Raw genomic sequence first — 24,974 nt, 5'->3', positions numbered from 1 at the left:
CATGAGCCTGCAACTGAGCTTTGCCCAGGCCAGCGCCACCGGGCCGCGCGCGGAAAACCAGGATGCCTTGCGCCTGGTCACCCCGGCGCCCGAACTGGCCGCCAGCAAAGGCTACCTGTTCGCCCTGGCCGACGGGGTCAGCCAATGTGCCGACGGCGGCCTTGCCGCGCGGGCCAGCCTGCAGGCGCTGGCCCTGGACTACTACGCCACGCCGGCCACCTGGGGCGTGGCCCAGGCCCTCGACCGCCTGCTGCTGGCACAGAACCGCTGGCTGCGCGCCCAAGGGAATGGCCAGCCGTTGCTGACCACCCTCAGCGCACTGGTGCTGCGCGGGCGGCGCTTCACCCTGGCCCACGTAGGCGACTGCCGGGTGTATCGCTGGCACGCCGGCCAGCTGCAGTGCCTGAGCGAAGACCATGTCTGGGACCAGCCCGGCATGCAGCATGTACTCAAACGCGCGCTGGGCCTGGACCAGCATCTGCTGGTGGATTACCTGGAAGGCGAATTGCAGCCGGGTGAATGTTATCTGCTGGTCAGCGACGGTGTGTGGGCCAGCCTGGGCGACCAGCACATCCAGGCGGTGCTGCGCGAGCAACCCGACCTGCAGCTGGCCGTGGACACGTTGGTTGCCAGCGCCCACCTCAACGGTAGCCAGGATAACGCCAGCGCCATGCTGGTGCAGGTCGATCAACCGGGCACGGCGAACCTTGGCGACACCTTGGCCCAACTGCAGCACTGGCCCGTACCCGAGCCGTTACGGGCAGGCCAGTCGATCGATGGCTGGCAGGTCGAACAACTGCGCGCACACAGCCGTCAGTCGTTGTTGTACCGGGTGCGCGATGGCCAGGGCCACGCGTGGCTGCTCAAGACTTTGCCGCCCGAGCGGCGGCAGGAGCCTGGTGCGGCGCAGGGCCTGCTGCTCGAAGAATGGTTCATGCGCAGGGTCGCCGGCCGGCACTTTCCCGAGCTGCACGCTTGCAGCCAGCGCCAGCAGTTGTACTACGTGATGCGCGAATACCCGGGCCAGAGCCTGGCCGCACTGCTGGCCGAAAATGGCCCACTGCCCTTGGCCCAGTGGCTGGAGCTCGCCCGGCAGTTGCTACAGGCGGTAGGGGTGCTGCACCGGCGCAACCTGCTGCACCGCGACATCAAGCCCGACAACCTGCACCTGGGCGGCGATGGCCAGTTGCGCCTGCTGGACTTCGGCCTGGCGTACTGCCCCGGGCTCTGCGAAGACCCGCAACATGCCTTGCCCGGCACCCCGTCCTACATCGCCCCGGAAGCCTTCGACGGCCAGCCGCCCAGCCCCCGCCAGGACCTGTATGCCGCAGGCGTGACGCTGTATCACCTGCTGACCGGGCACTACCCATATGGGGAAGTGGAAGCCTTTCAGCGGCCGCGCTTCGGCCAACCGGTCAACCCGGCGCGCTACCGGCCCGACCTGCCGGAGTGGCTGCAGCACAATCTGCAGCAGGCTGTGGCCGCCGACCCGGCGCAGCGCTTCGAAACCGCCGAACACTGGTTGCTGCTGCTCGAACTGGGCGACCGCCAGGAATTGCCCGGCCGCCCGCGGCCATTGCTGGAGCGCGAGCCACTGAAAGTCTGGCGCACCCTGGCCGTGCTGTCGCTACTGATCAACCTGATATTGCTGCTCACCCTGCTCAAGGGCTGAATGCACCTTGCCAATGAGGAAACACGAATGAATGCAAAAGTGTGGCTGGTCGGTGCCGGCCCGGGTGACCCGGAACTGCTCACCCTCAAGGCTGTACGCGCCTTGCAGGAAGCGGCAGTGGTGATGATCGACGACCTGGTCAACCCGGCAGTGCTGGAGCATTGCCCGCAGGCGCGGGTTATTGCAGTGGGCAAGCGTGGCGGCTGCCGCTCGACGCCGCAGGCGTTCATCCAGCGCCTGATGTTGCGCCACGCCCGCCAAGGGCGCTGTGTAGTGCGGCTCAAGGGCGGCGACCCGTGCATCTTCGGCCGCGGCGGCGAGGAGGCCCTGTGGCTGCAGGGGCATGGTATCGAGGTGGAAATTGTCAACGGCATCACCGCAGGCCTGGCAGGCGCCACGCAGTGCGGTATTTCCCTGACCTCGCGGGGCGTCAGCCGCGGGGTAACGCTGGTGACCGCGCATACCCAGGATGACAGCGCACAGAACTGGGCAGCATTGGCCCAGGCTGGCACCACGTTGGTGGTGTACATGGGCGTGGCCCGGCTGGAGCAGGTCCGCCAGGGGTTGCTGGACGGGGGGATGGCACCCGGCATGCCGGTGGCCATGATCGAGAATGCCTCGCTGCCCGAGCAACGCGAGTGCAGGAGCGATGTGCAGGGGATGGTCGAGGATGCGCGTGGGTTCGCCTTGCGTAGCCCGGCGATCCTGGTGATTGGCGAGGTGGTTGGGGCGCAGGTGGCTCAGCAGTGGGTGGCCGCTACCGGCTGACAGCCACGGCCCGCCGGCCGGCAAAACCCAGCCAAAGAAAAACCCGGCCGAGGCCGGGTTTTTCGTGAAGCTTCAAACCAATTACTTGGCCTGGGCTTCTACCTGAGCTTCAACGCGACGGTTGATAGCACGGCCTTCTTCGGTGGCGTTGTCAGCAACCGGACGGGTTTCGCCGTAGCCAACCGAGTCAACACGGCTGGATTCCACGCCGTACTGCTGGGTCAGGACTTGCTTGACAGCGTTGGCACGACGCTCGGACAGCTTCTGGTTGTAAGCGTCTGGACCCACGGAGTCAGTGTGACCTTCAACCACGGTGGTGGTTTGTGGGTACTGCTTCATGAAGTCAGCCAGGTTCTTGATGTCGCCGTAGCTGTTTGGCTTGACGACCGACTTGTCGAAGTCGAACTTCACGTCCAGCTCAACACGAACGACTTCGGCAACAGCCGGGCAGCCGTCGGCGTCAACGGTAACGTTGGCCGGGGTGTCTGGGCACTTGTCGACGTTGTCGCACACGCCGTCGTTGTCGGAGTCGGAGCAAACTTCAGCAACAGGTGCTGGAGCGGGGGCTGCGGTTTGCTTCGGGCTACCGCCGAAGTTCAGGCCAACACCAACGCTTGGGGCCCACTCGGTGTCGCCCTGGTCGATGTTGTACTGGGCTTCAACGCCAGCACGGGCGTAGAACATGTCGGTGATGTACCACTTGGCACCAGCGCCAACGTTGGCGAAGGTGGAGTGGTCACGACCGCCACGGCCGGTCTGGCCCAGCGACTGGTGCGAGAAACCAGCGGAAACGTACGGACGGATAGCGTCGTACGGGTTGTTGAAGTGGTAAACGGCGTCCAGGGCGGTGTTCGAGCCCTTGATGTTCTTGCCGTCATCGCCACGAGCGTTGTGCACTTCGTCGTAGCCCAGACGCAGTTCAACGTCGTCGGTCAGGAAGTAACCGATCGAGCCGCCGAACAGGTTGCCGTCGTTCTTGAAGTCGCGCTGGCTGTCGAAGAATTCTTTCTTGTAGAAGATTTCAGTCTCGACGGCGCCTTGACCTTGTGCCATAGCGCCAATCGAGGTGGCGGCTACGAGCGAACCAATGGCCAAGCCCAAGGTGTTTTTCAATTTCATCCGTTAAATCCCCATCTGGTGATAGTTAAGCAGTCCCACCATAAACAAGGGGGACAACTCGACGGCAAGTCTAGCAGAACTCGCCGATTCGTTAGAGATATTTGCAGACGACTAAGTTTCATCGAGACCCGCAAATTTCTCACGAAGCTTGTCTAGCGCGCGCTTGTATCGCATCTTCGTCGCGCTCAGGCCCATGTGCATGATGTCGGCGATCTCCTGGAACTCCAGCTCTGCGACAAAACGCAGCACCAGGATCTCGCGGTCGATCGGGTTCACATGCACCAGCCACTTGTCCAGCCCGCCTTTTTCTTCCGGCTTCGGTGCCTTGTCCTCGGACGCCTCTTCAACAGGGTCCAGGCTCAGGGCATCCATCAACCGGCGTTTGCGGCGCTCCTTGCGGTACTGGGTAATGCACTCGTTGTAGGTGATGCTGTAAAGCCAGGTCTTGAACTTGGATTTACCCTCGAAGTTCTTCAGACCGTACAGCACCTTCAGCATCACTTCCTGACAGACATCGTCCGCGTCACGGTCGTTCCCTAAATAACGTGCACAGACGTTGAACAGGGTCCGCTGGTAGCGCCGCATGAGCTCCTCATAGGCACGGGTGACGTGGTACAGCTCCTCATGCGAACGCGCCACCAACTCTTCGTCGGTGAGCTCGCGAGGGTCATAACGCATGGGCGGCGTAGGAACTTTATTCAAAACGGATCTGGCCGACAGTCAGGTCAATGTCGCCGCGCGACCCCGTGGGTCGAATTTCGCGGCGGCATACATTAACAGCTTTCACGCGGTTAGCGGCTATTGACTCGCTGTTCCAGCAGCTCGCGGTTGGACAACGACACCAGCTCCCCCTCATCGGTCAGCAGGGTGGTTTTCACCGTGCCGATTTCCTCGATGAGCCCTTCGACCTCTCCAATCCGCACCTGCTGGCCTACCTGGTACAACTCGCGAACATAAATGCCGGCCAGAATCTGCCCGGCAATTTCGCGGCTGCCCAGGCCCATGGCCAGGGCAACCGCCAGACCAACGGTAATCAGGCCGATGACGATCACATGGTTGAGCAGGTCGGTTTTCACCTCCAGCTGGCTGATGGCCACCGAAATGCTGATGATGATGACCAGCCCTTGCGCGATACGCCCCAGGCCTGCCGAATACTCCAGGCCAATGCCTTCTGCAGCACCGCGAACCAGGCCATTGGCCACCTGTGCCAGCAGCACGCCGACCAGCAACACCAAGGCCCCGCCGAACACTTTCGGCAAGTACAGGGCAAGCATGTCGAGGGTCGCCGAAACCCGCTCCAGGCCCAGCGATTCAGCGGCGGAAACCAGGAAGATGAGCAGTACGAACCAGTAGACGATCTTGCCGATCAGGGTGGAAATGGGCACCTGTATGCCGACCCGGCCCAGCATTTTGGTCAGGCCGGTACCGGCCATGAGGCGGTCCAGGCCGAATTTGGCCAGCAGTTTGGACAGCAGTGTATCGAGCAGCTTGGCTACCACGAAACCGAGCAGCACCACGACCAGTGCGCCGAACAGGTTAGGGATGAAGTTCGCCACTTTGGTCCAAAGGGCGGTCATCGCGGTGACCAGGCTCTGGGTCCAGAGATCGAGTTCCATATTCAATCGGCCTTATCTGCTTTGCTGCCAGTGGCAGCGTTGCGGGAAGTGTGTCGACGCACCGGCGCGACATGCGCCGAGCCATTGTTCACGGCGATCAGCAGCGCCTGGCTCCAGCGGCCAAGCAAGCTGAACAGATCACCCGCACCGACCTGGCGGTTGGCGGTTTTCAGCACGCGGCCCAAGCAGGCAGCGTCATCCCGGTCGTCCCGGTCGTTGCCGGAGGGTGACGCCTTGAGCAGGTCGCGCAGGGATTCTTCAAACGGATCGTGCATGTGCACCTCGCGCAGTGTCAGCTAGAGACGAGATGGCCCGGCGATGGGTCACACATCCGATTGGCACGAATGTTTCGAATGGTGTGATGTTCGCCTGCAGCCCACCCACGCGTCATACCCACCGCAACCGGCGGAACAACCACCACTGCCCCACCGCCAGCCCCAGCACCACAATGCAGGCGAACAGGAAGCCGTAGGGGTTTTGCGCCCCCGGAATGCCACCGACGTTGATGCCCAGCAACCCGGTGATGAAGCTCATCGGCAGAAAGATGCAGGTGATGATGCCAAAGCGGTACATGGTGCGGTTCATCCGCTCGCTACGGCGACGGTCTTCGCTCTCCAGCACCAGCGCGGCGCGCTCGCGGGTCAGCTCCAGCTCCTCCAGGTAGCGGATCAGGCTGTTGTTCAGCTCGTTCCAGTAATCGGCATCGGCATAGGCGAACCAGCTCCACTTGCTGCGTGATAACTGGGCATAGATTTCCCGTTGCGGGGCCAGGAACCGGCGCAACCCGGCGGCCCGCCGACGGATCTGCTGCAGGCTGCCTTGTTCGGGGGTATACCGTTCGTCGGATTCGACCTTTTCTTCTTCCAGGTCGACCAGTTCGGCGAGATCACTGACCAGGCCCTGCACCTTTTCGGTCAGCAGTTCCCCCATCAGCAGCAGCAGCTCCGATGCGGATGTGGGCCCCCTGCCCTGTTCCAGTAGCTGAAGCACCTCGTCGCTGGCGCGCAGGGGCCGCAAGCGCAGCGAGATGACCCGCTGCGCCTCGGCGAAAATGCGCACCGAGACCATGTCTTCCGGCTCGGCGCCCGGGTTCAGGTTGACCCCACGCAAGAACAGCAGCAGCTGTTCATCGGCCATGGGCAGCAAGCGCGGGCGGGTGTTTTCCTCCAGCAGCAGCTCGCAGGCGAACTCGCTGAGGCCGCTTTCATTCAGCAGCCAGGTACGGGTTTGCGGATGGCTGCGGTCCCAGTGCAGCCACAGGCTCTGCTGGGGCTGCAATTGCAGGTCGGCCAATTCGGTACGGGCAATCGGGCGCGCGCCGCCTTTGCCATCGAGCACCAGGGCATGCACCAGCCCCCACTGCGCGTTGTCTTCCTCGAACATCAAAGCTCCATCAGCGCGTGCGGCGCATCACTCCGGCATTTTCAGCGGGCTTGGCGACACCAGCACGCCATTGTTGTCGGCGTACACATACTCGCCCGGGCGGAACGTCACGCCGGCGAAGGTCACTGCCACGTTGAGGTCGCCGATGCCGCGCTTGTCGGTCTTCATTGGGTGGCTGGCCAGCGCCTGCACGCCGACGTCGGTCTGGATCAATACATCGACGTCGCGTACGCAGCCGTAGATCAACAAGCCTTCCCAGCCGTTCCTGGCAGCCTTTTCGGCAAGCATGTCACCCAGCAATGCGCGACGCAGCGACCCACCGCCATCGACTACCAGCACCTTGCCTTTGCCGTCGAGTTCGACTTGCTCCTTGACCAGCGAGTTGTCCTCGAAGCACTTGATGGTGACGATCTGGCCGCCAAACGAATCACGGCCACCGAAGTTGCTGAACATCGGTTCCAGCACCTGAACCAGGTCCGGGTAGGCGTCACACAGGTCGGGCGTTACGTAATGCTGCATGGGAAGCTCCTGTCAGTCACAACGAAAGCGGGTATCGGCCAAGGCTACACCGTAGAGCCCATTGCAGTCATCCGGGACTAGGTAGTCATGTGTGTTTTGCCTGTGCCGGCCCTATCGCCGGCAAGCCGGCTCCCACAGGATTGTCACAGGTTCGCAGGCTTGTGCAGTACCTGTAGGAGCGGGCGCGCCCGCGAAGAGGCCAGCACAGGCGACGCAAACTCAGCTGACCGGCACAGGCTCTGCAACCACTGTGGACGCATGCACCGGCAACAGCGGGTTACGCAGCCAGCGCTCTACCAGCGGCCACACCTGCACCTGCGCAGCCTTGCTCACCAGCATGTCGACATGCCCGAAGGCTTCAAAACCTTCTTCACGCCCCAGCCGCAGGAACTGCTTGCGCTCGCCCCCCACCTGCTCGAACAGCTTGCGGCAGGCCCACACCGGGTCCTGGAAGTCACCGGCGCCGGCCACTGCCAACAGCGGCACATCAACCTCAGCCAGCCCTGCCCACCAATCCTGCTTCTTGTCGCCAAAACGCCCGAACAAGCCATGCCAGCGCAGGCTTTCCAGGGCCAGCCCCAGGGGTTCGTCCTCTGGCCCTCGCTTGAAGCGCGGCCCGGAAATCTGCCCCCAGCGCTTGAGCAGCCACTTCGCGCCCCAGGCCACTGGCGGGACTTTCAACGGCCAGTACACGCGGCTGACCTGTGTGCCGAACAGGGCCACGCTTGCGACCTGGTCGGCGGTCAGAAAACCGCCACCCAAGGCTGCCACCAAGGTTGTTCCACCCAGTGAGTGGCCCACCCAGTGCGGCGCCTGGCCGGCTTTTTCGCGCACGAAGGCGTTGATGGTTGGCAGGTCGTCCCGGGCATAGCCGGCTACGCTGTTGTGGCGCCAGGCTGCATTGCGTGGCGACAGGCCGTGGCCACGCATTTCCGGGATCCATACGTCGAAACCGGCCCGAGCCAGATAGGCCCCCAGGCCGATGCCCTTGGGCGAATACCAGAAGCGCCGGTTGGAAAAACTGCCATGCAGCAGAATCACCGGCACGCCCTGGGCGTGCTCCTGGTCGGCCAGCCCCAGGCGGGTAACGGCCAATTCCACACTGGGATCAGGGCTGTTGCCGGCCTTGATCCGGTACACGTCTTCACTGAGGTCGCCGCGGCGCTCGGCACTGAGCAAGGCCACGGGAAATAAACGGCTACTGCTTTGCATAAGGTTGCTTGGTGCACAAAAAAGGGCGGGATCCATTGCTGGAACTCGCCCTGGAAAAAACCAGGCGGGGGCACGCCAGACGCCCCCCGCGTTTTATTGCGTCAGGCTGCGCCCTGGCCTTCGGCGAGGAAGAACCAGGTTTCGAGTACCGAGTCGGGGTTCAGCGACACGCTTTCGATGCCCTGCTCCATCAGCCACTTGGCCAGGTCCGGGTGGTCCGAAGGGCCCTGGCCGCAGATGCCGATGTACTTGCCAGCCTTGTTGCACGCGGCAATGGCGTTGGCCAGCAGCTTCTTCACGGCCGGGTTACGCTCGTCGAACAGGTGGGCAATGATGCCCGAGTCACGGTCCAGGCCCAGGGTAAGCTGAGTCAGGTCGTTGGAGCCGATCGAGAAGCCGTCGAAGTACTCCAGGAATTCCTCGGCGAGAATGGCGTTGGACGGCAGCTCGCACATCATGATCACGCGCAGGCCGTTGTCGCCACGGGCCAGGCCGTTTTCGGCCAGCAGGTCGACGACCTGGCTGGCCTCGCCCAGGGTACGCACGAAGGGCACCATGATTTCAACGTTGGTCAGGCCCATCTCGTTGCGCACGCGCTTGAGCGCGCGGCACTCAAGTTCGAAGCAGTCACGGAACGACTCGCTGATGTAGCGCGAGGCACCGCGGAAGCCCAGCATCGGGTTCTCTTCTTCCGGCTCGTACAGCTTGCCGCCGATCAGGTTGGCGTACTCGTTGGACTTGAAGTCCGACAGGCGCACGATGACCTTTTTCGGGTAGAAAGCCGCGGCCAGGGTGCTGATGCCCTCGACCAGTTTCTCGACGTAGAAGCCGACCGGGTCGTTGTAGCCGGCAATGCGCTTGTCGACACTGTCCTTGAGGTCGGCAGGCAGGCCTGCGTAGTTCAGCAGTGCCTTGGGGTGCACGCCGATCATGCGGTTGATGATGAATTCCAGGCGCGCCAGGCCCACGCCTGCGTTGGGCAACTGGGCAAAATCGAAGGCCCGGTCCGGGTTGCCGACGTTCATCATGATCTTGAACGGCAGCTCGGGCATGGCATCGACCGAGTTCTGCTTGACGTCAAAGCCCAGTTCACCCTCGAAGATGAAGCCGGTGTCGCCTTCGGCGCAGGAAACCGTGACGCCCTGGCCGTCTTTGAGCACCTGGGTGGCGTTGCCGCAACCGACCACGGCCGGAATACCCAGCTCACGGGCAATGATCGCCGCGTGGCAGGTACGCCCACCGCGGTTGGTGACAATGGCGCTGGCGCGTTTCATTACCGGTTCCCAGTCCGGGTCGGTCATGTCGGAAACCAGCACGTCGCCTGGCTGCACCTTGTCCATTTCCGATACATCGTGGATCACGCGGACCTTGCCGGCGCCGATGCGCTGGCCGATGGCACGGCCTTCGACCAGTACCGTGCCCTTTTCCTTCAGCAGGTAGCGCTCCATGACATTGGCGCTGGAGCGGCTTTTCACGGTTTCAGGGCGGGCCTGGACAATGTACAGCTTGCCGTCGTCACCGTCCTTGGCCCATTCGATATCCATCGGGCGCTGGTAGTGCTGCTCGATGATCATCGCCTGCTTGGCCAGTTCGCTGACCTCGGCGTCGCTCAGGCAGAAGCGCGCACGTTCGGCGCGGTCGACTTCCACGGTTTTCACCGAACGGCCGGCCTTGGCTTCGTCGCCATAGACCATCTTGATCGCCTTGCTGCCCAGGTTGCGGCGCAGGATAGCCGGGCGGCCAGCCTGCAGGGTGTTCTTGTGCACGTAGAATTCGTCAGGGTTGACCGCACCCTGTACCACGGTTTCACCCAGGCCATAGGCGCCGGTGATGAACACCACGTCGCGGAAGCCCGATTCGGTATCGAGGGTGAACATGACACCGGCGGTGCCGGTTTCGGAACGAACCATGCGCTGCACACCGGCAGACAGGGCGACCAGTTTGTGATCGAAGCCCTGGTGCACGCGGTAGGCAATGGCACGGTCGTTGAACAGCGAAGCGAACACTTCCTTGGCCGCGCGGATCACGTTGTCCACGCCGCGGATGTTGAGGAACGTTTCCTGCTGGCCGGCGAACGAGGCGTCCGGCAAGTCTTCAGCAGTGGCAGAGGAGCGCACGGCAACGGCCATGTTGTCGTTGCCAGCGGCCATTTCGGCAAACGCCGTACGGATTTCCGAATCCAGACGCGCCGGGAAGTCGGCTTCCATGACCCACTGGCGGATCTGCGCGCCGGTCTTGGTCAGGGCGTTGATGTCATCCACGTCGAGGGCGTCGAGCGCCGCATGGATTCGGTCGTTGAGGCCACTCTGCTCGAGAAAATCGCGGTACGCCTGCGCCGTAGTGGCAAAGCCGCCCGGCACCGATACACCAGCACCGGCAAGGTTGCTGATCATCTCGCCCAGGGATGCGTTCTTGCCCCCCACATGCTCCACATCATGGACGCCGAGCTTATCGAGGGAAACTACGTACTCTACCAAGGTGATCTCTCCACTAACTGTGTTGGAAAAGCTCAAAGGGCGCCCGCCTGTCCGCTATGACTTGGCCGGGCGTTTGTGGCCTGTACCTGGAAAATAGGCTTTGCAAATGTGGCAGAATGTCGACAGCCGCATTCGGCAAACCGAACTTATCATATCCAAGAATCTTCATCAGCTTAAGGCCCAGGTCGCAAATGAAACGAACCGCGTTCTTCATCTCCGATGGCACCGGTATCACAGCCGAAACCTTGGGCCAGAGTCTGCTCGCGCAATTCGAGAGCATCCCGTTCAACAAATTCACCCGGCCGTACATCGATTCGCCCGACAAGGCGCGGAGCATGGTCCAGCAGATCAATGCCGCGGCCGAGCGTGACGGGGTGCGCCCGATCATCTTCGACACCATCGTCAACCAGGACATACGTGAGATCCTGGCCACGTCGAATGGCTTCATGATCGACATCTTTTCGTCGTTTTTATCCCCACTTGAGCAGGAATTGACCGCCCATTCGTCGTATTCCGTGGGTAAGTCCCATTCGATCGGCGGCAATTCCAACTACATGGAACGCATCGAGGCGGTGAACTTCGCCCTGGACAACGACGACGGCGCGCGCACGCACTACTACGACAAGGCCGACCTGATCCTGGTGGGTGTGTCGCGCTGCGGCAAGACCCCAACCTGCCTGTACATGGCCATGCAGTTTGGTATCCGCGCCGCCAATTACCCCCTGACCGAAGACGACATGGAACGCCTGCAGTTGCCGGCAGTGCTGAAAAAGCACCACAACAAGCTGTTCGGCCTGACCATCGACCCTGACCGCCTCACGGCCATCCGCCACGAGCGCAAGCCCAACAGTCGTTATTCAAGCTTTGCCCAGTGCGAGTTCGAGGTGCGCGAGGTGGAGAGCTTGTTCCGCCGGGAGAACATTCCCAACATCAATTCCACGCATTTTTCGGTGGAAGAGATTTCGGCGAAGATCCTGGTGGAGAAAGGCGTGGAGCGGCGGTTCAAGTAGGAAAGCTTCAAGCTTCAAGCTTCAAGAAAAAGCGGGGGCTGTGTACACGATCTAAACGGTGCTAAAGCCAGAAGCTGCAAGCGAAACCAGTGAGGTCCGCTTGCAGCTTGTAGCTTGTAGCTTGTAGCTTGTAGCTTGTAGCTTGCAGCTTGCAGCTTGCAGCTTGTAGCTTGCAGCTTGCAGCTTAAGAAGGCACCACCGCTGCCTGCCCGCTCATGGCCAGGTCGACCAGCTCGCGGTTGGCCACCGCATACATCGCATAGTCGTTGCCGCTGGCATTGCGCAGGTCATCGAGCATCGCGCGCCAGCGCTCTACCATCACCCGGTGCTGCTCGGCCCACAGCGCCACACGGGCGTCCATGTCTTGCGGCCCGTCGGCCATTTGCAGGACCGAAATGGTGATCGCCCGCTGCTGCAAGTCGATGTCGTCACGGAAGGCCTCGCGGGCCAGCGCCTGCCAGTTGTTTTCCACCGGCAGGTTGCTGATTTCTTGCAGGTACCAGGTCAGGTCCAGTGCGCTGCCCACGGCGAAGAACGCCTTGGCCACCTGCGCCGGCTCATGCCCGGTAACGTCAGCTGCTTCGATGATCGGCAGCAACGTGTACAGGTGGCTGGTACCGGCCACCATGCGCGCAAGCAGTTCCGGCACGCCAGCCTCGACGAAGCCCTGGTAGCGCACCATCCAGCGTTCGCGGGTCGGGCCTTCGAGCAACTCATCGAGCTTGAGCCCGAGTTGCGCGATTTTCGGCCCGAAGTGCGCGGTGTCGCGCCCGGCGTCCTGCTCGTTGCGGCGGCTGCGCAGGAACCAGCGGGTTGCACGGCGGCCCAGGCGCATCAGCTCGTCCATCAAGGTCAGCTGGACCTCCGCCGGCACCTGGTAGTCAAGCGCCTCGATCTGGCGGAACCAGTGCGGCAGGTGGAAGATGTCGCGCACGATCACGTAGGCCCCGGCCACGTTGGCCGGGCTCATGCCGGTCGACTCCTTCAGGCGCTGGACGAAGGTGATGCCCATATTGTTGACCAGGTCGTTGGCGATCTGGGTGCTGACGATTTCACGCTTCAGGCGGTGGCGGCGCATGGATTCGGCGAACTTGCTGACCAGCGACGGCGGGAAGGCGGTTTCCATGTCGCGGGTCAGGTAGTCGTCGTCGGGCACCTGCGACTTCAGCAACTGCTCCTTGAGGTCGATCTTGCTGTACGAGATCAGCACCGACAGCTCGGCACGGGTAAGGCCATGGCCGGCGGCCAGGCGTTCGGCCAGTTGCTCCTCGGACGGCAGGAACTCGATGGCACGGTCCAGCTTGCCCCGCGCCTCCAGGTCAGCCATCAGGCGCTTGTACTCGGCAATGCGTTCGCGGGCGCGGCGGGCGGCCAGCGACAGCGCCTGGGTCTGCTTGTAGTTGTTGCCCAGCACCAGGCTGGCGACTTCATCGGTCATGCTGCCGAGCAACTGGTTACGCTGCTTCTCGGTCATGTCGCCACCCTGCACCACTTCATTGAGCAGGATCTTGATATTGACCTCGTGGTCAGAGCAGTCCACGCCGCCGGCGTTGTCGATGAAGTCGGTGTTGGTCGCCCCGCCGTGCAGGCCGAACTCCACCCGGCCAAGCTGGGTCATGCCCAGGTTGCCACCCTCGCCCACCACCTTGCAGCGCAGCTCGTTGCCGTTGACCCGCAGCGCGTCGTTGGCCTTGTCGCCGACGTCGGCGTGGCTTTCGCTGCTGGCCTTGACGTAGGTGCCGATCCCGCCATTCCACAGCAGATCGACCGGGGCCTTGAGCAACGCGTTCAGCAACTCGGTCGGGGTCAGGCGGTCGGCTTCGATGGCGAAGCGTTCCTTCATCTGCGGGCTGATGGCAATGCTCTTGGCGCTGCGCGGGAAGATGCCACCGCCTTCGGACATGATGCTGGTGTCGTAGTCGGTCCAGGCCGAGCGCGGCAGGTCGAACAGGCGCTTGCGCTCGGCGAAGCTGGAAGCCGGCTCGGGGTTGGGGTCGATGAAGATGTGCAGGTGGTTGAACGCGGCCACCAATTGCAGCTTGTCGGACATCAGCAGGCCGTTGCCGAATACGTCGCCGGCCATGTCCCCCACACCGATGACGGTGATCGGGTCTTCCTGCACGTTGATGCCGCGCTCACGGAAGTGCCGCTGCACGCCGACCCAGGCGCCGCGGGCGGTAATGCCCATTTTCTTGTGGTCGTAGCCGGCCGAACCGCCCGAGGCGAAGGCGTCGCCCAGCCAGAAACCGTAGTCGATGGCAATGCCGTTGGCGATGTCGGAGAAGGTCGCGGTACCCTTGTCGGCCGCCACCACCAGGTACGGGTCGTCATCGTCGTGGCGCACCACGTTGGCCGGCGGCACCACGCCGCCATCCTTGAGGTTATCGGTGATGTCGAGCAAGCCGGAAATGAAGATGCGGTAGCACGCCACGCCTTCGGCCGCGATCTCGTCACGGCTGCCGCCCAGCGGCAGGCGCCGCGGCAGGAAGCCGCCCTTGGCACCCACCGGCACGATCACCGAGTTCTTCACCTGCTGGGCCTTGACCAGGCCGAGCACTTCGGTGCGGAAGTCTTCTTCGCGGTCGGACCAGCGCAAGCCACCACGGGCCACGTTGCCAAAGCGCAGGTGCACGCCCTCGACCCGCGGCGAATAGACGAATATCTCGAACTTGGGCACCGGCTTGGGCAGCTCGGGAATCAGCCGCGGGTTGAACTTGAAGCTGAAATACGACTTGTTCTGGCCGTTGGCGTCCGGTTGGTAGAAGTTGGTGCGCAGGGTGGCCTTGATCAGGTCCAGGTAGCGGCGCAGGATGCGGTCTTCGTTGAGTACCTGCACCTCGTCCAGCGCGGTCAGAATGGCCTGTTCCAGGCGCTGCTGCTTGTCGTCCAGGTCGTCCTGGGTCAGCTTGCGCGCCAGGTAGAAGCGGGTCTTGAACAGCCGGGTCAACTCACGGGCGATGTCGGTGTGGTTGTTCAGGGTGCTGGCGATGTAGCCAAGGTCGAAGCCCAGGCGGATCTGCTTGAGGTAACGGGCGTAGGCACGCAGCAGTGCCACGTCGCGCCAAGGCAGGCCGGCGGTCAGCACCAGGCGGTTGAAGGCATCGTTCTCGGCATCGCCGCGCACGATATGGATGAACGCGTCCTGCAGGGTGTCATTGAGCTGCTGGATATCCAGGCTAAGGCCTTCGCTGTAGGTGAAGGCGAAGTCGTGGATCCAGTACTCACGGCCACTGGCATGGCGCAGCCGGTACGGGAACTCGCCGAGTACGCGCAGGCCGAGGTTTTCCAGAATCGGCAACACATCGGACAGCGCCAGCGGAGTGTCCACGTGGTACAGCTTGCAGTGCAGGATGCGCTCGCCGACCTGGGTCAACGGCTGGTAGAAGCTCATCGCCAGGGGCTTGCTTTCCGACAGGTTGAGCACGTGCTGCAGGTCGACCACCGCCGAATGGGCGGCGAAACGCTCGCGGTAGCCCGCCGGGAAGCCGGTGGGGAAGTCGGCCAGGATGTTGGTGCCCTGGGCTTCGCCGAAGTTCTCCACTACCAGCGCAGAATAGTCGTCGCGCCACGAGCGGCAGGCCTGCACCACTTCGCGCTCCAGCTGCTGCGGGTCGATGTCGATGCGGTTTTTCGGGTCGACCCGCAGAATCAACTGCACGCGGGCCAGCACCGACTCGGAGAAGAACGTCCAGAACTCGCAGTCGCTGGCCTTCAGGCGCTCCATCAATACCTGCTGGATCTTCTGCCGCACTTCGGTGGAGTAGATTTCCCGCGGCACGTAGGCCAGGCAGTAGCAGAAGCGGCCGTACGGGTCCTTGCGCAGGAACACGCGGATCTTGTTGCGCTCCTGGATCTGCACGATCGCCATGACCGTGGTGAACAGCTCGTCGATCGGCGTCTGGAACAGGTCGTCGCGCGGCAGCACCTCAAGCACCTGGGCCAGCTCCTTGCCCAGGTGAGCCTTGGGATCGAAGCCCGAGCGGCGCTCCACTTCCGCGACCTTGCCGCGGATGTACGGTATGGCATGCACGCTTTCGCCGTACACCGACGAGGTGTACAGGCCCATGAAGCGGTGCTCCTTGATGACCTTGCCGTCGGCGTCCAGCTGGCGGATCGAGACGTAGTCCGGGTAGGCCGGGCGGTGCACGCGGCTGGGCAGCGCGGCCTTGGCGAACGACAGCAGCAGCGGCTCGTTGAGGTAAGCCACGGCGTAGTCTTCGATGCGCAGTTCGTCGGCCGTCAGGCCCACACGCAGGCGGCGCGGCAGGCCGAGGAACGACTGTTCGTCGTAGACCATCTGGCCGCCATCGGCGGTGCTGGCAACGGTGAATTCCTCATAGCCGAGGAAGGTGAAGTGGTTGTCCAGCAGCCACTCGAGGAAGGCCTTGACCTCGCCCTTCTCGTTTTGCGCCGGGCCGAACGCGGTTTGCTCCACCTTGGCGAGCACTTCCTGCAGCTTGGCTTTCATCGGCTCGAAGTCGGCAACCGCCACCCGAACCTCAGCCAGCACCTGTTCGATCTCGCGGGTCAACACGGCCAGTTCGGCGGCGTTGGCGCAGCGGTCGATCTCCAGGTACATCAGCGACTCGTGCTGCACCCCCTCGCCCCGGCTGCCCTTGGTCAGCAGCTCCAGCAGCTCGCCGTTGGCGCCCCGGCGCACGCTGAGCACGGTGGTTTGCAGGGTGTGGATGCTATAGCCGCGGCGGTTGAGCTCGGTACGTACCGAGTCGACGAGGAACGGCAGGTCGTGGTGCAGCACCTCGACCACGGTGTGGGTCGACTGCCAGCCGTTGCGTTCGTAATCGGGGTTGTACACGCGTACTTGCGGGGACTCGGGGTCGAAACGCTCGATGATGCGCCAGGCCGACAGGGTGCAGCCGGCCAGGTCGGAAAGCCTGCGCTGGGTGAGTTCGTCCAGAGAGATGATGCCGAAGAACTGATCGGCGAACAGCGCCACTTGTGGCAGGGACTGTTCGCTGATGTGCTGCGCCAGGGCCGCTTGCAGTTGGTGCTGGAAGTCGGCTTTGCTGGCTGCGGTGAAGAACGCCATCTGTGGTACTCCGCTTGGGCTTTGTAATAGTTGAAGCGTCGCTGCGTGCGCCATTTACGGATCAACGATAGCCAACCCGTGGCAAGGCGGACGGTAAAAACCAGAGGTGGAACGTGCGCAGGCACGCCCGGGCTTGGCGAAGCTTAACGACTGATCGGTCATCAAGGCTTGCAGCGCTGCGACAATTTCGGTCAAGGGGCGGTAACTTTACGTTTATGCATGTAGCCAAGACTGTCAGAATTCCCTTCCGTTTCCTTTGATCCGAGCCTGCTCATGCAAATCAACACCGCCCTGCTGTTCGCCACCCCTTGCGATGACGAGGAAGACAACATGGCGACCCTGTGCTGCCACAGCGACAAGGGCCAGATGTTCCTGCTTACCCGCTACCCGGACGAAGACACCGTCGACCTGACCCTGGATGACGAGCCGTCGACGCTGGACGGGCTGAAAGTGACCTTGAGTGCCAAGCGCCTGCTGATCGAAGTGGCCGCCGGTGACCGCGATGCGCTGAAGGGGGATGAGGTGCTGGAAATCAACCTGACCAGCGACCTCAGTGACCTGGATGAGGTGAAGGAAACCCTGGAGAACATCCTGGCCGGCACTGGCACCTTCGTCTGCGAGCTTTAGGGCTTCACACGCCGCGCGTCGCCCCTGCTCATGCCAGCGCTTGTTGCATTGCTTTAGCCTGCGCCCGCAATGCCTCACAAAACGGCTCCACCGCAGCCGAAGCCGGCCGATGATCCGGGCGGATCAGCATCACCTGGTATGGCACCGATACCCGCAACGGCCGGATCGGCAGCCCGCCCTGCGCGGCCTCCAGGCCGCTCAGCGGGTTGATGATGGCAACCCCCAGGCCCTGGCGCACCATGGCGCAGACCGAGGCCGCACTGGTCGTCTCGATCACCGTGCGGCGGTTCACACCCGCCGCGCGAAAGTGCTGGTCCAGTTGCTGGCGGTAGGTGTCCAGGCTGGCCAGGTTGATGAAATCGACTTCGTGAAAATCGCTCAACGCCAGCTCGGCCTTGGCCTGCAACGGGTGGTGTTCGGGCAGCACGCACACCATGTTGGCGCTGAACAGCCGCTCCCCATACGCCCCGCGCGGTATCTGCTCGACCTCGGTCAGGCCCAGGTCGTGCTGCTGGGCCACCAGTGACTCCTCCAGCAACGGCGATTCCTGGGCCAGAATGCTCACACTCACCCCCCGGTGCTGCTGGTGAAAGCGCTGGCAGGCCTTGGGCAGCAGGGTTTGCGAGAACAGCGGCAGGCAGGTGATGGCCAACCGGCCTTGCTCGAAATTGCGAATGGCCTGGGCAAAGCGGTCAATCCGCTCCAGCCCGACATAGGCGCGCTCCACCTCCTCGATCAACAGCAGTGCCTGGGCTGTCGGCACCAGCCGCCCACCTTCGCGCTGGAACAGGTTCAGCCCGGTGACCTGCTCCAGCCGGGCCAGCTCGCGGCTGACGGTGGGCTGCGAAGTGAACAGCAGGCGAGCTGCGGCGGTGACGCTGCCCGCCGCCATGATGGCGCGGAACACTTCGATATGGCGAACGGACAATTTCACGGCAACGCCCTGCGTAATGACAGTGGCTATATCAGATATGAATGGCCGACAGAAAAAAAGCTATTTTTCTGAATTCCTGCTTTATCGCATCCTGCTTTCCTTCCTGGTATCACCTGAGCGAGTAGCGCCAACATGACAACACCCTTCACCCTCCTGGCCGAGGCAGTGCGCCAACATGGCTCGCCGTTGTGGGCCTACGACACCGGCACCATCGCAGAGCGTGTCGAACAGCTGAAGGTGTTCGACACTGTACGCTTCGCCCAGAAAGCCAACCCGAACCTGCACGTGCTGCGCCTGATGCGCAGCCACGGCCTGGTGCTGGACGCCGTGTCGCTGGGCGAGATGGAGCGGGCCTTCGCTGCCGGCGCTAGCGTTCAGGGCGACCCGGCCGGCGTGGTGCTGACCTGCGATGCACTGGACCGGCCTACCCTGGAGCGGGTGGTGGCAGAAAAGATCGAAGTGAACGCCGGCTCCATCGACATGCTGCGCCAGCTGGGCGAGCGCTCCCCTGGCCACCGCGTGTGGGTCCGCATCAACCCCGGCTTTGGCCACGGCCATAGCCGCAAGACCAACACCGGCGGTGAAAACAGCAAGCACGGCATCTGGCATGAGCAGCTGGACGAAGCGCTGGGCGTGATCAAGGCACACGGCCTGCACCTGGTCGGCGTGCACATGCACATTGGCTCGGGCGTGGATTACCAGCACCTGGAACAGGTAGCCCGCTCGATGATCGAGCTGGTAGGCCGCCTGGGGGTGGACATCGAGGCGTTTTCCATCGGGGGCGGGCTTTCCACCCCCTACCGCAGCAGCGACAAGCCGGTCGACCTGCAGCGCTACGCCCAGACCTGGGCAGTGGCACGCAAGGAAATCGAAGCGATGCTCGGCCACCCGGTGCGTATGGAGATCGAACCCGGCCGCTTCCTGGTGGCCGAGTGCGGCTACCTGGTGGCCGAGGTGCGGGCGGTGAAACAGGTGGGGCGCAATACCTTCGTGATGATCGACGCCGGCTTCAATGACCTGATGCGCCCGGCCATGTACGGCGCCTACCACGGCATGACCCTGCTCGATGCCAACGGCCAGCCGGTGGAGCGCCCACGCCAGCCAACCGTGGTGGCCGGGCCGCTGTGCGAGTCGGGTGACGTATTCACTCAGGACGACCAGGAACTCACCCCGCAAGACCTGCCGCAAGCACAGGTGGGCGACCTGCTGGTGATCCACGATGCCGGGGCCTATGGCGCATCGATGTCGTCCAACTACAACAGCCGGCCACTGCTGCCAGAGTTCCTGATCGAGAACGGCGCGCTGCGAATGATCCGCCGGCGGCAGACCGTGCAGGACCTGCTGGACCTGGAAGCGGGCCTTTAAGCGCCCTTCTGCCGGCTAGGCCATACCGCCCATGTAGTGCTCCAGGCGGCCGCGCAGCCAGCGTTCGGCCGGGTCATTGTCGGTAGTGCTCAGCCAGACCATGGCCAGTTCCAGCGCCGTGGCCGCGAACGGCAGTTGCTCGGCCTGCAGGTTGCCCCAGCGCTCCATCCCCTGGGCCGCGTAATCGGGGCAGCAGGCCAGCAGTTCGGTACCGGCCAGGATCGCCGGCAGCGTACTGAATTGCGGCACCGACAACACCACCTGGCGTTCGCGCCCCAACTCCTTGAGCCAGTCATCGACTACACCGTGGGTATTGGCCGTAGGCGAGACCTGAACGTGCGGGCGGGCGCAGAACTCATCCAACGTCAACGCCCTGGTGGATTTGTCGGCGCGCACCACCCTGGCCTGCATGCTGCGCAATACCTTGCGCTTGGCATTGGCCGGCAGGCCCCGGGTCTGGCTGATGCCGACCGTGACATCCCCCGCCGCCAGCAAGTCGGGAATGCGCCAGTAATCCACGTGCTGCACGACCACCACCACGTTCGGCGCCTCGACCCGCAGCGCCCGCAACAAGGGCGGCAACAGCCCGGACTCGACGTCATCGGACAAACCGATGCGAAAGGTCATCTTGCTGGAAAGTGGGTCGAAGTCGTGGGTCAGGCTAAGGGCCACAGACATCGCATCCAGGGCCGGGGTGAGGTGCTTGATCACTTCCTGGGCGCGGGCCGATGGCTCCATGCGGTTGCCCACACGGATCAGCAACGGGTCATTGAACATCGCCCGCAACCTCGCCAGCGCAGCGCTGACCGTAGGTTGGGCGACGAACAGCTTTTCTGCGGCGCGGGTAAGGTTGCGCTCCTGCATCAGCGCTTCGAACACCACCATCAGGTTGATATCGGCTTTGCGCAGTTCGTTGCGGTTCATTGGCGCTCCCGGCCTATTGTGGTTGTGCTTGCTCGATTTCAGCACTGACAAGCACCCTGGTCGAGTCAACGTTGGTAGATAACCTGGCAGGGCGGCCCTTGGCGGCGACCCGATTGCCCGACAGCGGACAGTCCGGTTACCCTTCCTTCTCCTCCCCTCACGGCCGCCCCAGCCGTGCTCCGCCCAGGCTCCCACCGCGATGAACCGTAAAGCTGACCCGCCACCGTCCGACTGGGTAATCCGCAGCGACCAGCCGGGCGGCATCGAACGTATCGAGGCCTGGTTCGGCAGCCACGGTTACGACCCGCATCGCCACGATACCTACTCGGTCGGGCGAACCCTGGCCGGCGTGCAAAGCTTCCATTACAAGGGCTCGCTGCGCCACGGCATACCCGGCAACACCCTGGTGCTGCACCCGGACGAGCTGCATGACGGCATGGCCGGCACCAACGCAGGCTTTCGCTACCGCATGGCTTACGTAGACCCGGCCCTGATCCAGAACGTGCTGGGTGGCCAGCCGCTGCCCTTCATCGCTGGCGGGCTGTCCAGCGACCCACGGCTGTACCAGGCCAGCGAGGCACTGGTACAGGCCGTGGACCACCCGTTGGAGCCGCTGGAGCAGCAGGACGCCCTGTACGACCTGGCCATGGCCTTGTTGGCGGTCGGCGGCAAACCACGCGGGCGCAAGCGCCTGGACTACCAAGCCGCCGAACGTGCCAGAGCTTTCATCATGGCGCACCTGCACCAGAGCATTACCCTGGACATGCTCGAACAGGCCAGCGGCCGCGAGCGCTGGAGCCTGTCGCGTGATTTTCGCACGCTGTACGGCACCAGCCCCTACCGCTTCGTCACCTTGCGCCGCCTGGACTGTTTGCGGCGCATGGTGGTCGACGGCTTCAGCCTGGTCGATGCGGCGCTTGCTGCCGGCTTTCATGACCAGAGCCACATGACGCGGCATTTCACCCGTTGCTATGGGGTGCCGCCCTTGCGTTGGCTGGAGCGCCTGCGCCCCACCCGCTGACTTGCAGGATCGTACAAGATGCCCATGTTGCAGACCGTTAGGCTGGCCACTCCACTCAACGAGGAATTGTCATGTCTGAAGCCCGTATCCCCTCCCAGCCTGCCAACCTGCTGCACAAAGCGTCGCTGATCGAGCAGCAGTGGAGCCCCAGGGTCGTTGCCGAAATGAACGACTATCAATTCAAGGTGGTGCGCATTGAAGGCGAATTCATCTGGCATGCACACCCGGAAACCGACGAAGCATTTGTGGTGCTGGAGGGTGTTTTGCGCATCGATCTGCCCGATGGCTGTGTGTACGTCAATCCCGGTGAGCTGTACGTCGTGCCGCGCGGTATCGAACACAGGACAGCCGCAGAGGGCGAAGCAAAACTGATGATGATCGAGCCCCGCGGCATTCTGAACACCGGGCATGAGGGCGGCGAGCGCACCGCCGTCAATGATGTCTGGATCTGACAACAGAAGCCGCTTTACTTGTTGTGCGTAGCACTCGCTTGGCAATAATTCACCACGCTCAACTGCCAAACAGCCATTTTGCGTCTTGGTCACACCTTTTCCATGCCTACCATCGCAACCCGATGAAAATCCACCGCCGTATAATTGGATCCAATATCGAGGATGCCTTGAATGCGAACACTGGAAATGGACTACGGCCACGGCGACCAGGTCGCCAGCCATTGCCACGCTGAAGACCAGCTGATCTATGCCGCCAGCGGGGTAATGCGCGTCAGCAGCGCGGGAGGCGACTGGGTGATCCCCGGCGGGCATGCACTGTGGGTGCCTGCCGGGGTCAGCCACGCCATCCGCATGCAGGGCGTGGTAAGCATGCGCACGTTGCTGCTCGACGCCGGCATCCCGTGCTGCCAGGTCATCGTGGTATCCGGCTTGCTGCGCGAACTGATCCTGGCCGCGTCACGCATGCTCGACCGGCGTGACGGCGAGCATGCGCGGGCATTGATCCTGAACGAGTTGTCCGCCGCTCGGCGCATCCATGCCTTCGTGCCCACGCCCTCGCACCCGCGCTTGCGTGCCTGGTGCGAGGGCTTTCTCCAGTACCCGGCCCAGGACCTGACGCTGGCGCAGTGTGGCGCGCAGTTGAACCTGAGTGCGCGCAGCGTGGCGCGGCTGTTTCAACGCGAACTGGGCATGTCGTATGGCGAGTGGCGCGCCCGCGCGCGGGTAATGCTCAGCCAGCAATGCCTGGCGCAGGGTCAGCCGATCCTCAACGTGGCGCTGGAGCACGGTTACCAAAGTGCAAGCGCGTTCACCGCCATGTTCAAGCGCATCCTCGGCTACGCGCCGAGTGACTGGCAGCACAACCTCACACGCGGCCACTGAACAGCAGGTTGTCCCGCTTGCGCGCAGGCTTGTCCTGCTTGCGACAGCGCCGCTTCCCCGTCCCTGGTTAACCTCGCATCACCCTCTTCAAGTGGCCTGTGTGATGCCTTTACTGCACTTTTCTCCCTTCGCTGCCCGGCTGGGCGCCACGCTCGCCGTGCTCGGTGCCCTCACGGCGTGCACGCGGCAGCCGGCCCCCGCCGCGCCGCCACCCGTGCTGCAGGCAAACCCGCTGGCAGACCTGCCGGCGGGGGTCAGCCAGCAGCCGTTACCCGCGCAATGGTGGGCGCTGTTCCAGGACCCGCAACTCAACCACTGGGTACAGCTGGCCCTGGCGCATAACCAGGACCTGGCCCAGGCAGACGCCACTGTGCAGGCCATGCTGGCGGGTATCGGTGAATTCGACGCGCGCCGCTGGCCCGCCACTGCAGTGGAGGTTGGCGCAACCTATGGCAAGAGCGCCGATGACCAGACCCTGGCCGAGGCCACTGACAGCCATGCGCCGTCACAATGGCAATTCAGCCCCGGCATCGAGCTGGCCTACCAGGTGGATGTCTGGGGCCAGGTACGTGCGGCCATCGAGCGTGCCCGGGCTCAAGCCGATGCCAGCGCTGCAGCACGGGACCTGGTACGCCTGCAGGTGGTCACCCAGACCAGCCGCGCCTACCTGGCTCAATGCGTGTATGGCGCACGCCTGGCCCAGGCCAGGCAGTCGTTGCAAAGCCTCGAGCGCAGCGTGCAATTGAGTGAACGCCAGCAACAGGCCGGCGTGGCAACGGCGCTCGACAGCGAGCGCCTGCTGGGCTTGCGTGAGCAGGTGCGGGCGCAACTGCCGATGCTCGTTGCCAGGCGGCAAATGGCGCTCTACGAACTGGCCATGCTCAGTGGCCAGGCGGCTGCGGCACCGGTAGGCGACTGCAGCGCCATCCCCACGGTGTCGGTGCCGCTACCGCTTGGCGATGGGTGGCGCCTGCTCGAGCGAAGGCCGGATCTGCGCCAGGCAGAACGGGAACTGCGCGCTGCTGCGCTGGAGACCGAAATCGCCCGGGCGGACCTGTACCCGAAGGTCAGCTTCGGCGCCTCGTTGACCTCCTCCGCCGCTCACCTGGCCGACCTCGGCGACAGCCGCGCAGTGATGTTCGGGATCGGCCCGCTGATTCACTGGCAGTTTCCCAACCTGAAGGCCAATCGCGCGCGCGTTGGCAAGGCCCGAGCATTGCAGCAGGCGCAGGTCGCCCGCTACCAGGGCGTGGCATTGAATGCGCTGAAGGACGTGCGCCAGGCGCTGGCGGGTTACGCCGGTGAGCGGCAGCGCCTGCAGGCACTGGAGGCAGCGCTTGGCCATAGCCAGCGGGGCTTTGCCCTGGCCCAGAACAACTACCGCGCTGGCACGGCTGACGGCCTGGCATTGCTCGACAGCGAACGCGAACTGATCCGCCTGCGCGCCAGCCAGGTCGAGGCCCAAGGGCGCCTGGCGCAGGCACAGGTCAATCTGTTCCGCGCGCTAGGTGGTCGGTGGTAGCGCGCAGCAACAACCCACAGGGACCGCGCTGGGCCGAGAGCCTTTTCAATGATCAGGGGGTCGCTGCCCTGTAACAAACGCCAAGGCCAGCGCGGTCCCTGTGGGAGATTCTATGGTTCCTGGCAAGGGTAGCCGGAGCATCTTCAGCGCCTGTGAGATCGAGCGCCGCCCGCGCGGCGCAATCGCGAGCTGCGCTCGCTCCTACGTTTGTTTCGGGCCAGTAACGCCTGTGACAGGCACGCGCGGCCGCCTTGTTTGTACGGCGCGATATTGAGGCATGCACCAAGGCGTTCGCGCGCGAATCCCACAGGAATAATTGGCCCGAAACAAACGTAGGAGCGAGCGCAGCTCGCGATTGCGCCGCGCGGGCGGCGCTCGCTCTAACAGGCGCTGCCATACCTTGTGGCAAACACCTGTCAGC

At 63.5% G+C, this 24,974-nt stretch carries 20 protein-coding genes; 9 read left to right on the top strand and 11 right to left on the bottom strand.

All coding sequences use genetic code 11. From position 1 onward, the window contains the following. The first annotated feature begins 1 nt into the window (after position 1). Both L1P09_RS07405 and cobA read left to right on the top strand, forming a co-directional pair. Positions 2 to 1,672, top strand: coding sequence for a bifunctional protein-serine/threonine kinase/phosphatase (locus L1P09_RS07405; protein ID WP_235768661.1), 1,671 nt, complete (start codon positions 2 to 4; stop codon positions 1,670 to 1,672). A gap of 27 nt (positions 1,673 to 1,699) precedes the next feature. Beyond that, on the top strand, positions 1,700 to 2,440 hold the full coding sequence (gene cobA, locus L1P09_RS07400; RefSeq protein ID WP_235768660.1) for a uroporphyrinogen-III C-methyltransferase: 741 nt from the start codon (positions 1,700 to 1,702) through the stop codon (positions 2,438 to 2,440). Positions 2,441 to 2,521: 81 nt separating this feature from the next. Here cobA and L1P09_RS07395 read toward each other — a convergent pair whose 3' ends face one another. The 8 genes from L1P09_RS07395 to ppsA form a co-directional block, all read right to left on the bottom strand. Further along, positions 2,522 to 3,559 carry an OmpA family protein gene (locus tag L1P09_RS07395; RefSeq protein WP_009684019.1) on the bottom strand — a complete coding sequence of 346 codons (1,038 nt, stop codon included), beginning with the start codon at positions 3,557 to 3,559 and terminating at the stop codon, positions 2,522 to 2,524. Between the two features lie 111 nt (positions 3,560 to 3,670). Beyond that, positions 3,671 to 4,237, bottom strand: coding sequence for an RNA polymerase sigma factor SigX (gene sigX / locus L1P09_RS07390; protein WP_003248665.1), 567 nt, complete (start codon positions 4,235 to 4,237; stop codon positions 3,671 to 3,673). 113 nt (positions 4,238 to 4,350) lie between these two features. Continuing rightward, positions 4,351 to 5,175, bottom strand: coding sequence for a mechanosensitive ion channel family protein (locus L1P09_RS07385; protein WP_054905093.1), 825 nt, complete (start codon positions 5,173 to 5,175; stop codon positions 4,351 to 4,353). A 2-nt stretch (positions 5,176 to 5,177) separates the two neighbouring features. Then, positions 5,178 to 5,450 carry a hypothetical protein gene (locus tag L1P09_RS07380; protein WP_009684021.1) on the bottom strand — a complete coding sequence of 91 codons (273 nt, stop codon included), beginning with the start codon at positions 5,448 to 5,450 and terminating at the stop codon, positions 5,178 to 5,180. Between the two features lie 112 nt (positions 5,451 to 5,562). Then, complete coding sequence (locus tag L1P09_RS07375; protein WP_009684022.1) at positions 5,563 to 6,558, bottom strand: zinc transporter ZntB; 996 nt, start codon at positions 6,556 to 6,558, stop codon at positions 5,563 to 5,565. Between the two features lie 27 nt (positions 6,559 to 6,585). Next, positions 6,586 to 7,077: a ribonuclease E activity regulator RraA gene (gene rraA, locus L1P09_RS07370; RefSeq protein WP_009684023.1), complete on the bottom strand. Its 492-nt coding sequence runs from the start codon at positions 7,075 to 7,077 to the stop codon at positions 6,586 to 6,588. A 219-nt stretch (positions 7,078 to 7,296) separates the two neighbouring features. Beyond that, positions 7,297 to 8,289 (bottom strand): alpha/beta fold hydrolase, encoded by a 993-nt coding sequence (locus L1P09_RS07365; RefSeq protein ID WP_029887869.1) that lies wholly within the window; start codon positions 8,287 to 8,289, stop codon positions 7,297 to 7,299. A 101-nt stretch (positions 8,290 to 8,390) separates the two neighbouring features. Then, a complete protein-coding gene (gene ppsA / locus L1P09_RS07360; RefSeq protein ID WP_029887870.1) occupies positions 8,391 to 10,766 on the bottom strand; it encodes a phosphoenolpyruvate synthase in 2,376 nt (791 codons plus the stop codon). Between the two features lie 191 nt (positions 10,767 to 10,957). On the opposite strand from ppsA, the gene ppsR reads away from it, so the two are divergent. Next, positions 10,958 to 11,776, top strand: a complete 819-nt coding sequence (gene ppsR, locus L1P09_RS07355; protein ID WP_235768659.1) for a posphoenolpyruvate synthetase regulatory kinase/phosphorylase PpsR — start codon at positions 10,958 to 10,960, stop codon at positions 11,774 to 11,776. 184 nt (positions 11,777 to 11,960) lie between these two features. On the opposite strand, the gene L1P09_RS07350 is transcribed toward ppsR, so the two are convergent. Next, positions 11,961 to 16,826, bottom strand: a complete 4,866-nt coding sequence (locus L1P09_RS07350) for an NAD-glutamate dehydrogenase (RefSeq protein ID WP_235768658.1) — start codon at positions 16,824 to 16,826, stop codon at positions 11,961 to 11,963. 273 nt (positions 16,827 to 17,099) lie between these two features. Here L1P09_RS07350 and L1P09_RS07345 point away from each other — a divergent pair, with 273 nt between their 5' ends. Beyond that, a complete protein-coding gene (locus L1P09_RS07345) occupies positions 17,100 to 17,453 on the top strand; it encodes a hypothetical protein (RefSeq protein WP_009684028.1) in 354 nt (117 codons plus the stop codon). Between the two features lie 28 nt (positions 17,454 to 17,481). Here L1P09_RS07345 and L1P09_RS07340 read toward each other — a convergent pair whose 3' ends face one another. Beyond that, positions 17,482 to 18,387 (bottom strand): LysR family transcriptional regulator, encoded by a 906-nt coding sequence (locus L1P09_RS07340; protein ID WP_029887872.1) that lies wholly within the window; start codon positions 18,385 to 18,387, stop codon positions 17,482 to 17,484. 132 nt (positions 18,388 to 18,519) lie between these two features. On the opposite strand from L1P09_RS07340, the gene lysA reads away from it, so the two are divergent. Beyond that, the gene (lysA, locus tag L1P09_RS07335) at positions 18,520 to 19,752 is read left to right on the top strand and encodes a diaminopimelate decarboxylase (protein ID WP_054905097.1); all 1,233 of its coding nucleotides are present in this window, start codon (positions 18,520 to 18,522) and stop codon (positions 19,750 to 19,752) included. Positions 19,753 to 19,767: 15 nt separating this feature from the next. Here lysA and L1P09_RS07330 read toward each other — a convergent pair whose 3' ends face one another. After that, on the bottom strand, positions 19,768 to 20,676 hold the full coding sequence (locus L1P09_RS07330; protein ID WP_009684031.1) for a LysR substrate-binding domain-containing protein: 909 nt from the start codon (positions 20,674 to 20,676) through the stop codon (positions 19,768 to 19,770). Positions 20,677 to 20,875: 199 nt separating this feature from the next. Here L1P09_RS07330 and L1P09_RS07325 point away from each other — a divergent pair, with 199 nt between their 5' ends. The 4 genes from L1P09_RS07325 (at position 20,876) to L1P09_RS07310 (ending at position 24,553) form a co-directional block, all read left to right on the top strand. Then, complete coding sequence (locus L1P09_RS07325; RefSeq protein ID WP_009684032.1) at positions 20,876 to 21,697, top strand: AraC family transcriptional regulator; 822 nt, start codon at positions 20,876 to 20,878, stop codon at positions 21,695 to 21,697. A gap of 71 nt (positions 21,698 to 21,768) precedes the next feature. Further along, entirely contained in the window at positions 21,769 to 22,149 is a 381-nt protein-coding gene (locus tag L1P09_RS07320) for a cupin domain-containing protein (RefSeq protein ID WP_054905099.1), read from the top strand. Positions 22,150 to 22,320: 171 nt separating this feature from the next. Then, entirely contained in the window at positions 22,321 to 23,031 is a 711-nt protein-coding gene (locus L1P09_RS07315) for an AraC family transcriptional regulator (protein ID WP_235768657.1), read from the top strand. 103 nt (positions 23,032 to 23,134) lie between these two features. Further along, entirely contained in the window at positions 23,135 to 24,553 is a 1,419-nt protein-coding gene (locus L1P09_RS07310; protein WP_232892856.1) for an efflux transporter outer membrane subunit, read from the top strand. Positions 24,554 to 24,974: the final 421 nt, after the last annotated feature.

The organism is Pseudomonas juntendi, assembly GCF_021560075.1.
Taxonomy (GTDB): Bacteria; Pseudomonadota; Gammaproteobacteria; order Pseudomonadales; family Pseudomonadaceae; genus Aquipseudomonas; species Aquipseudomonas juntendi.
This window is presented reverse-complemented; position numbering and strand designations above follow the sequence as displayed.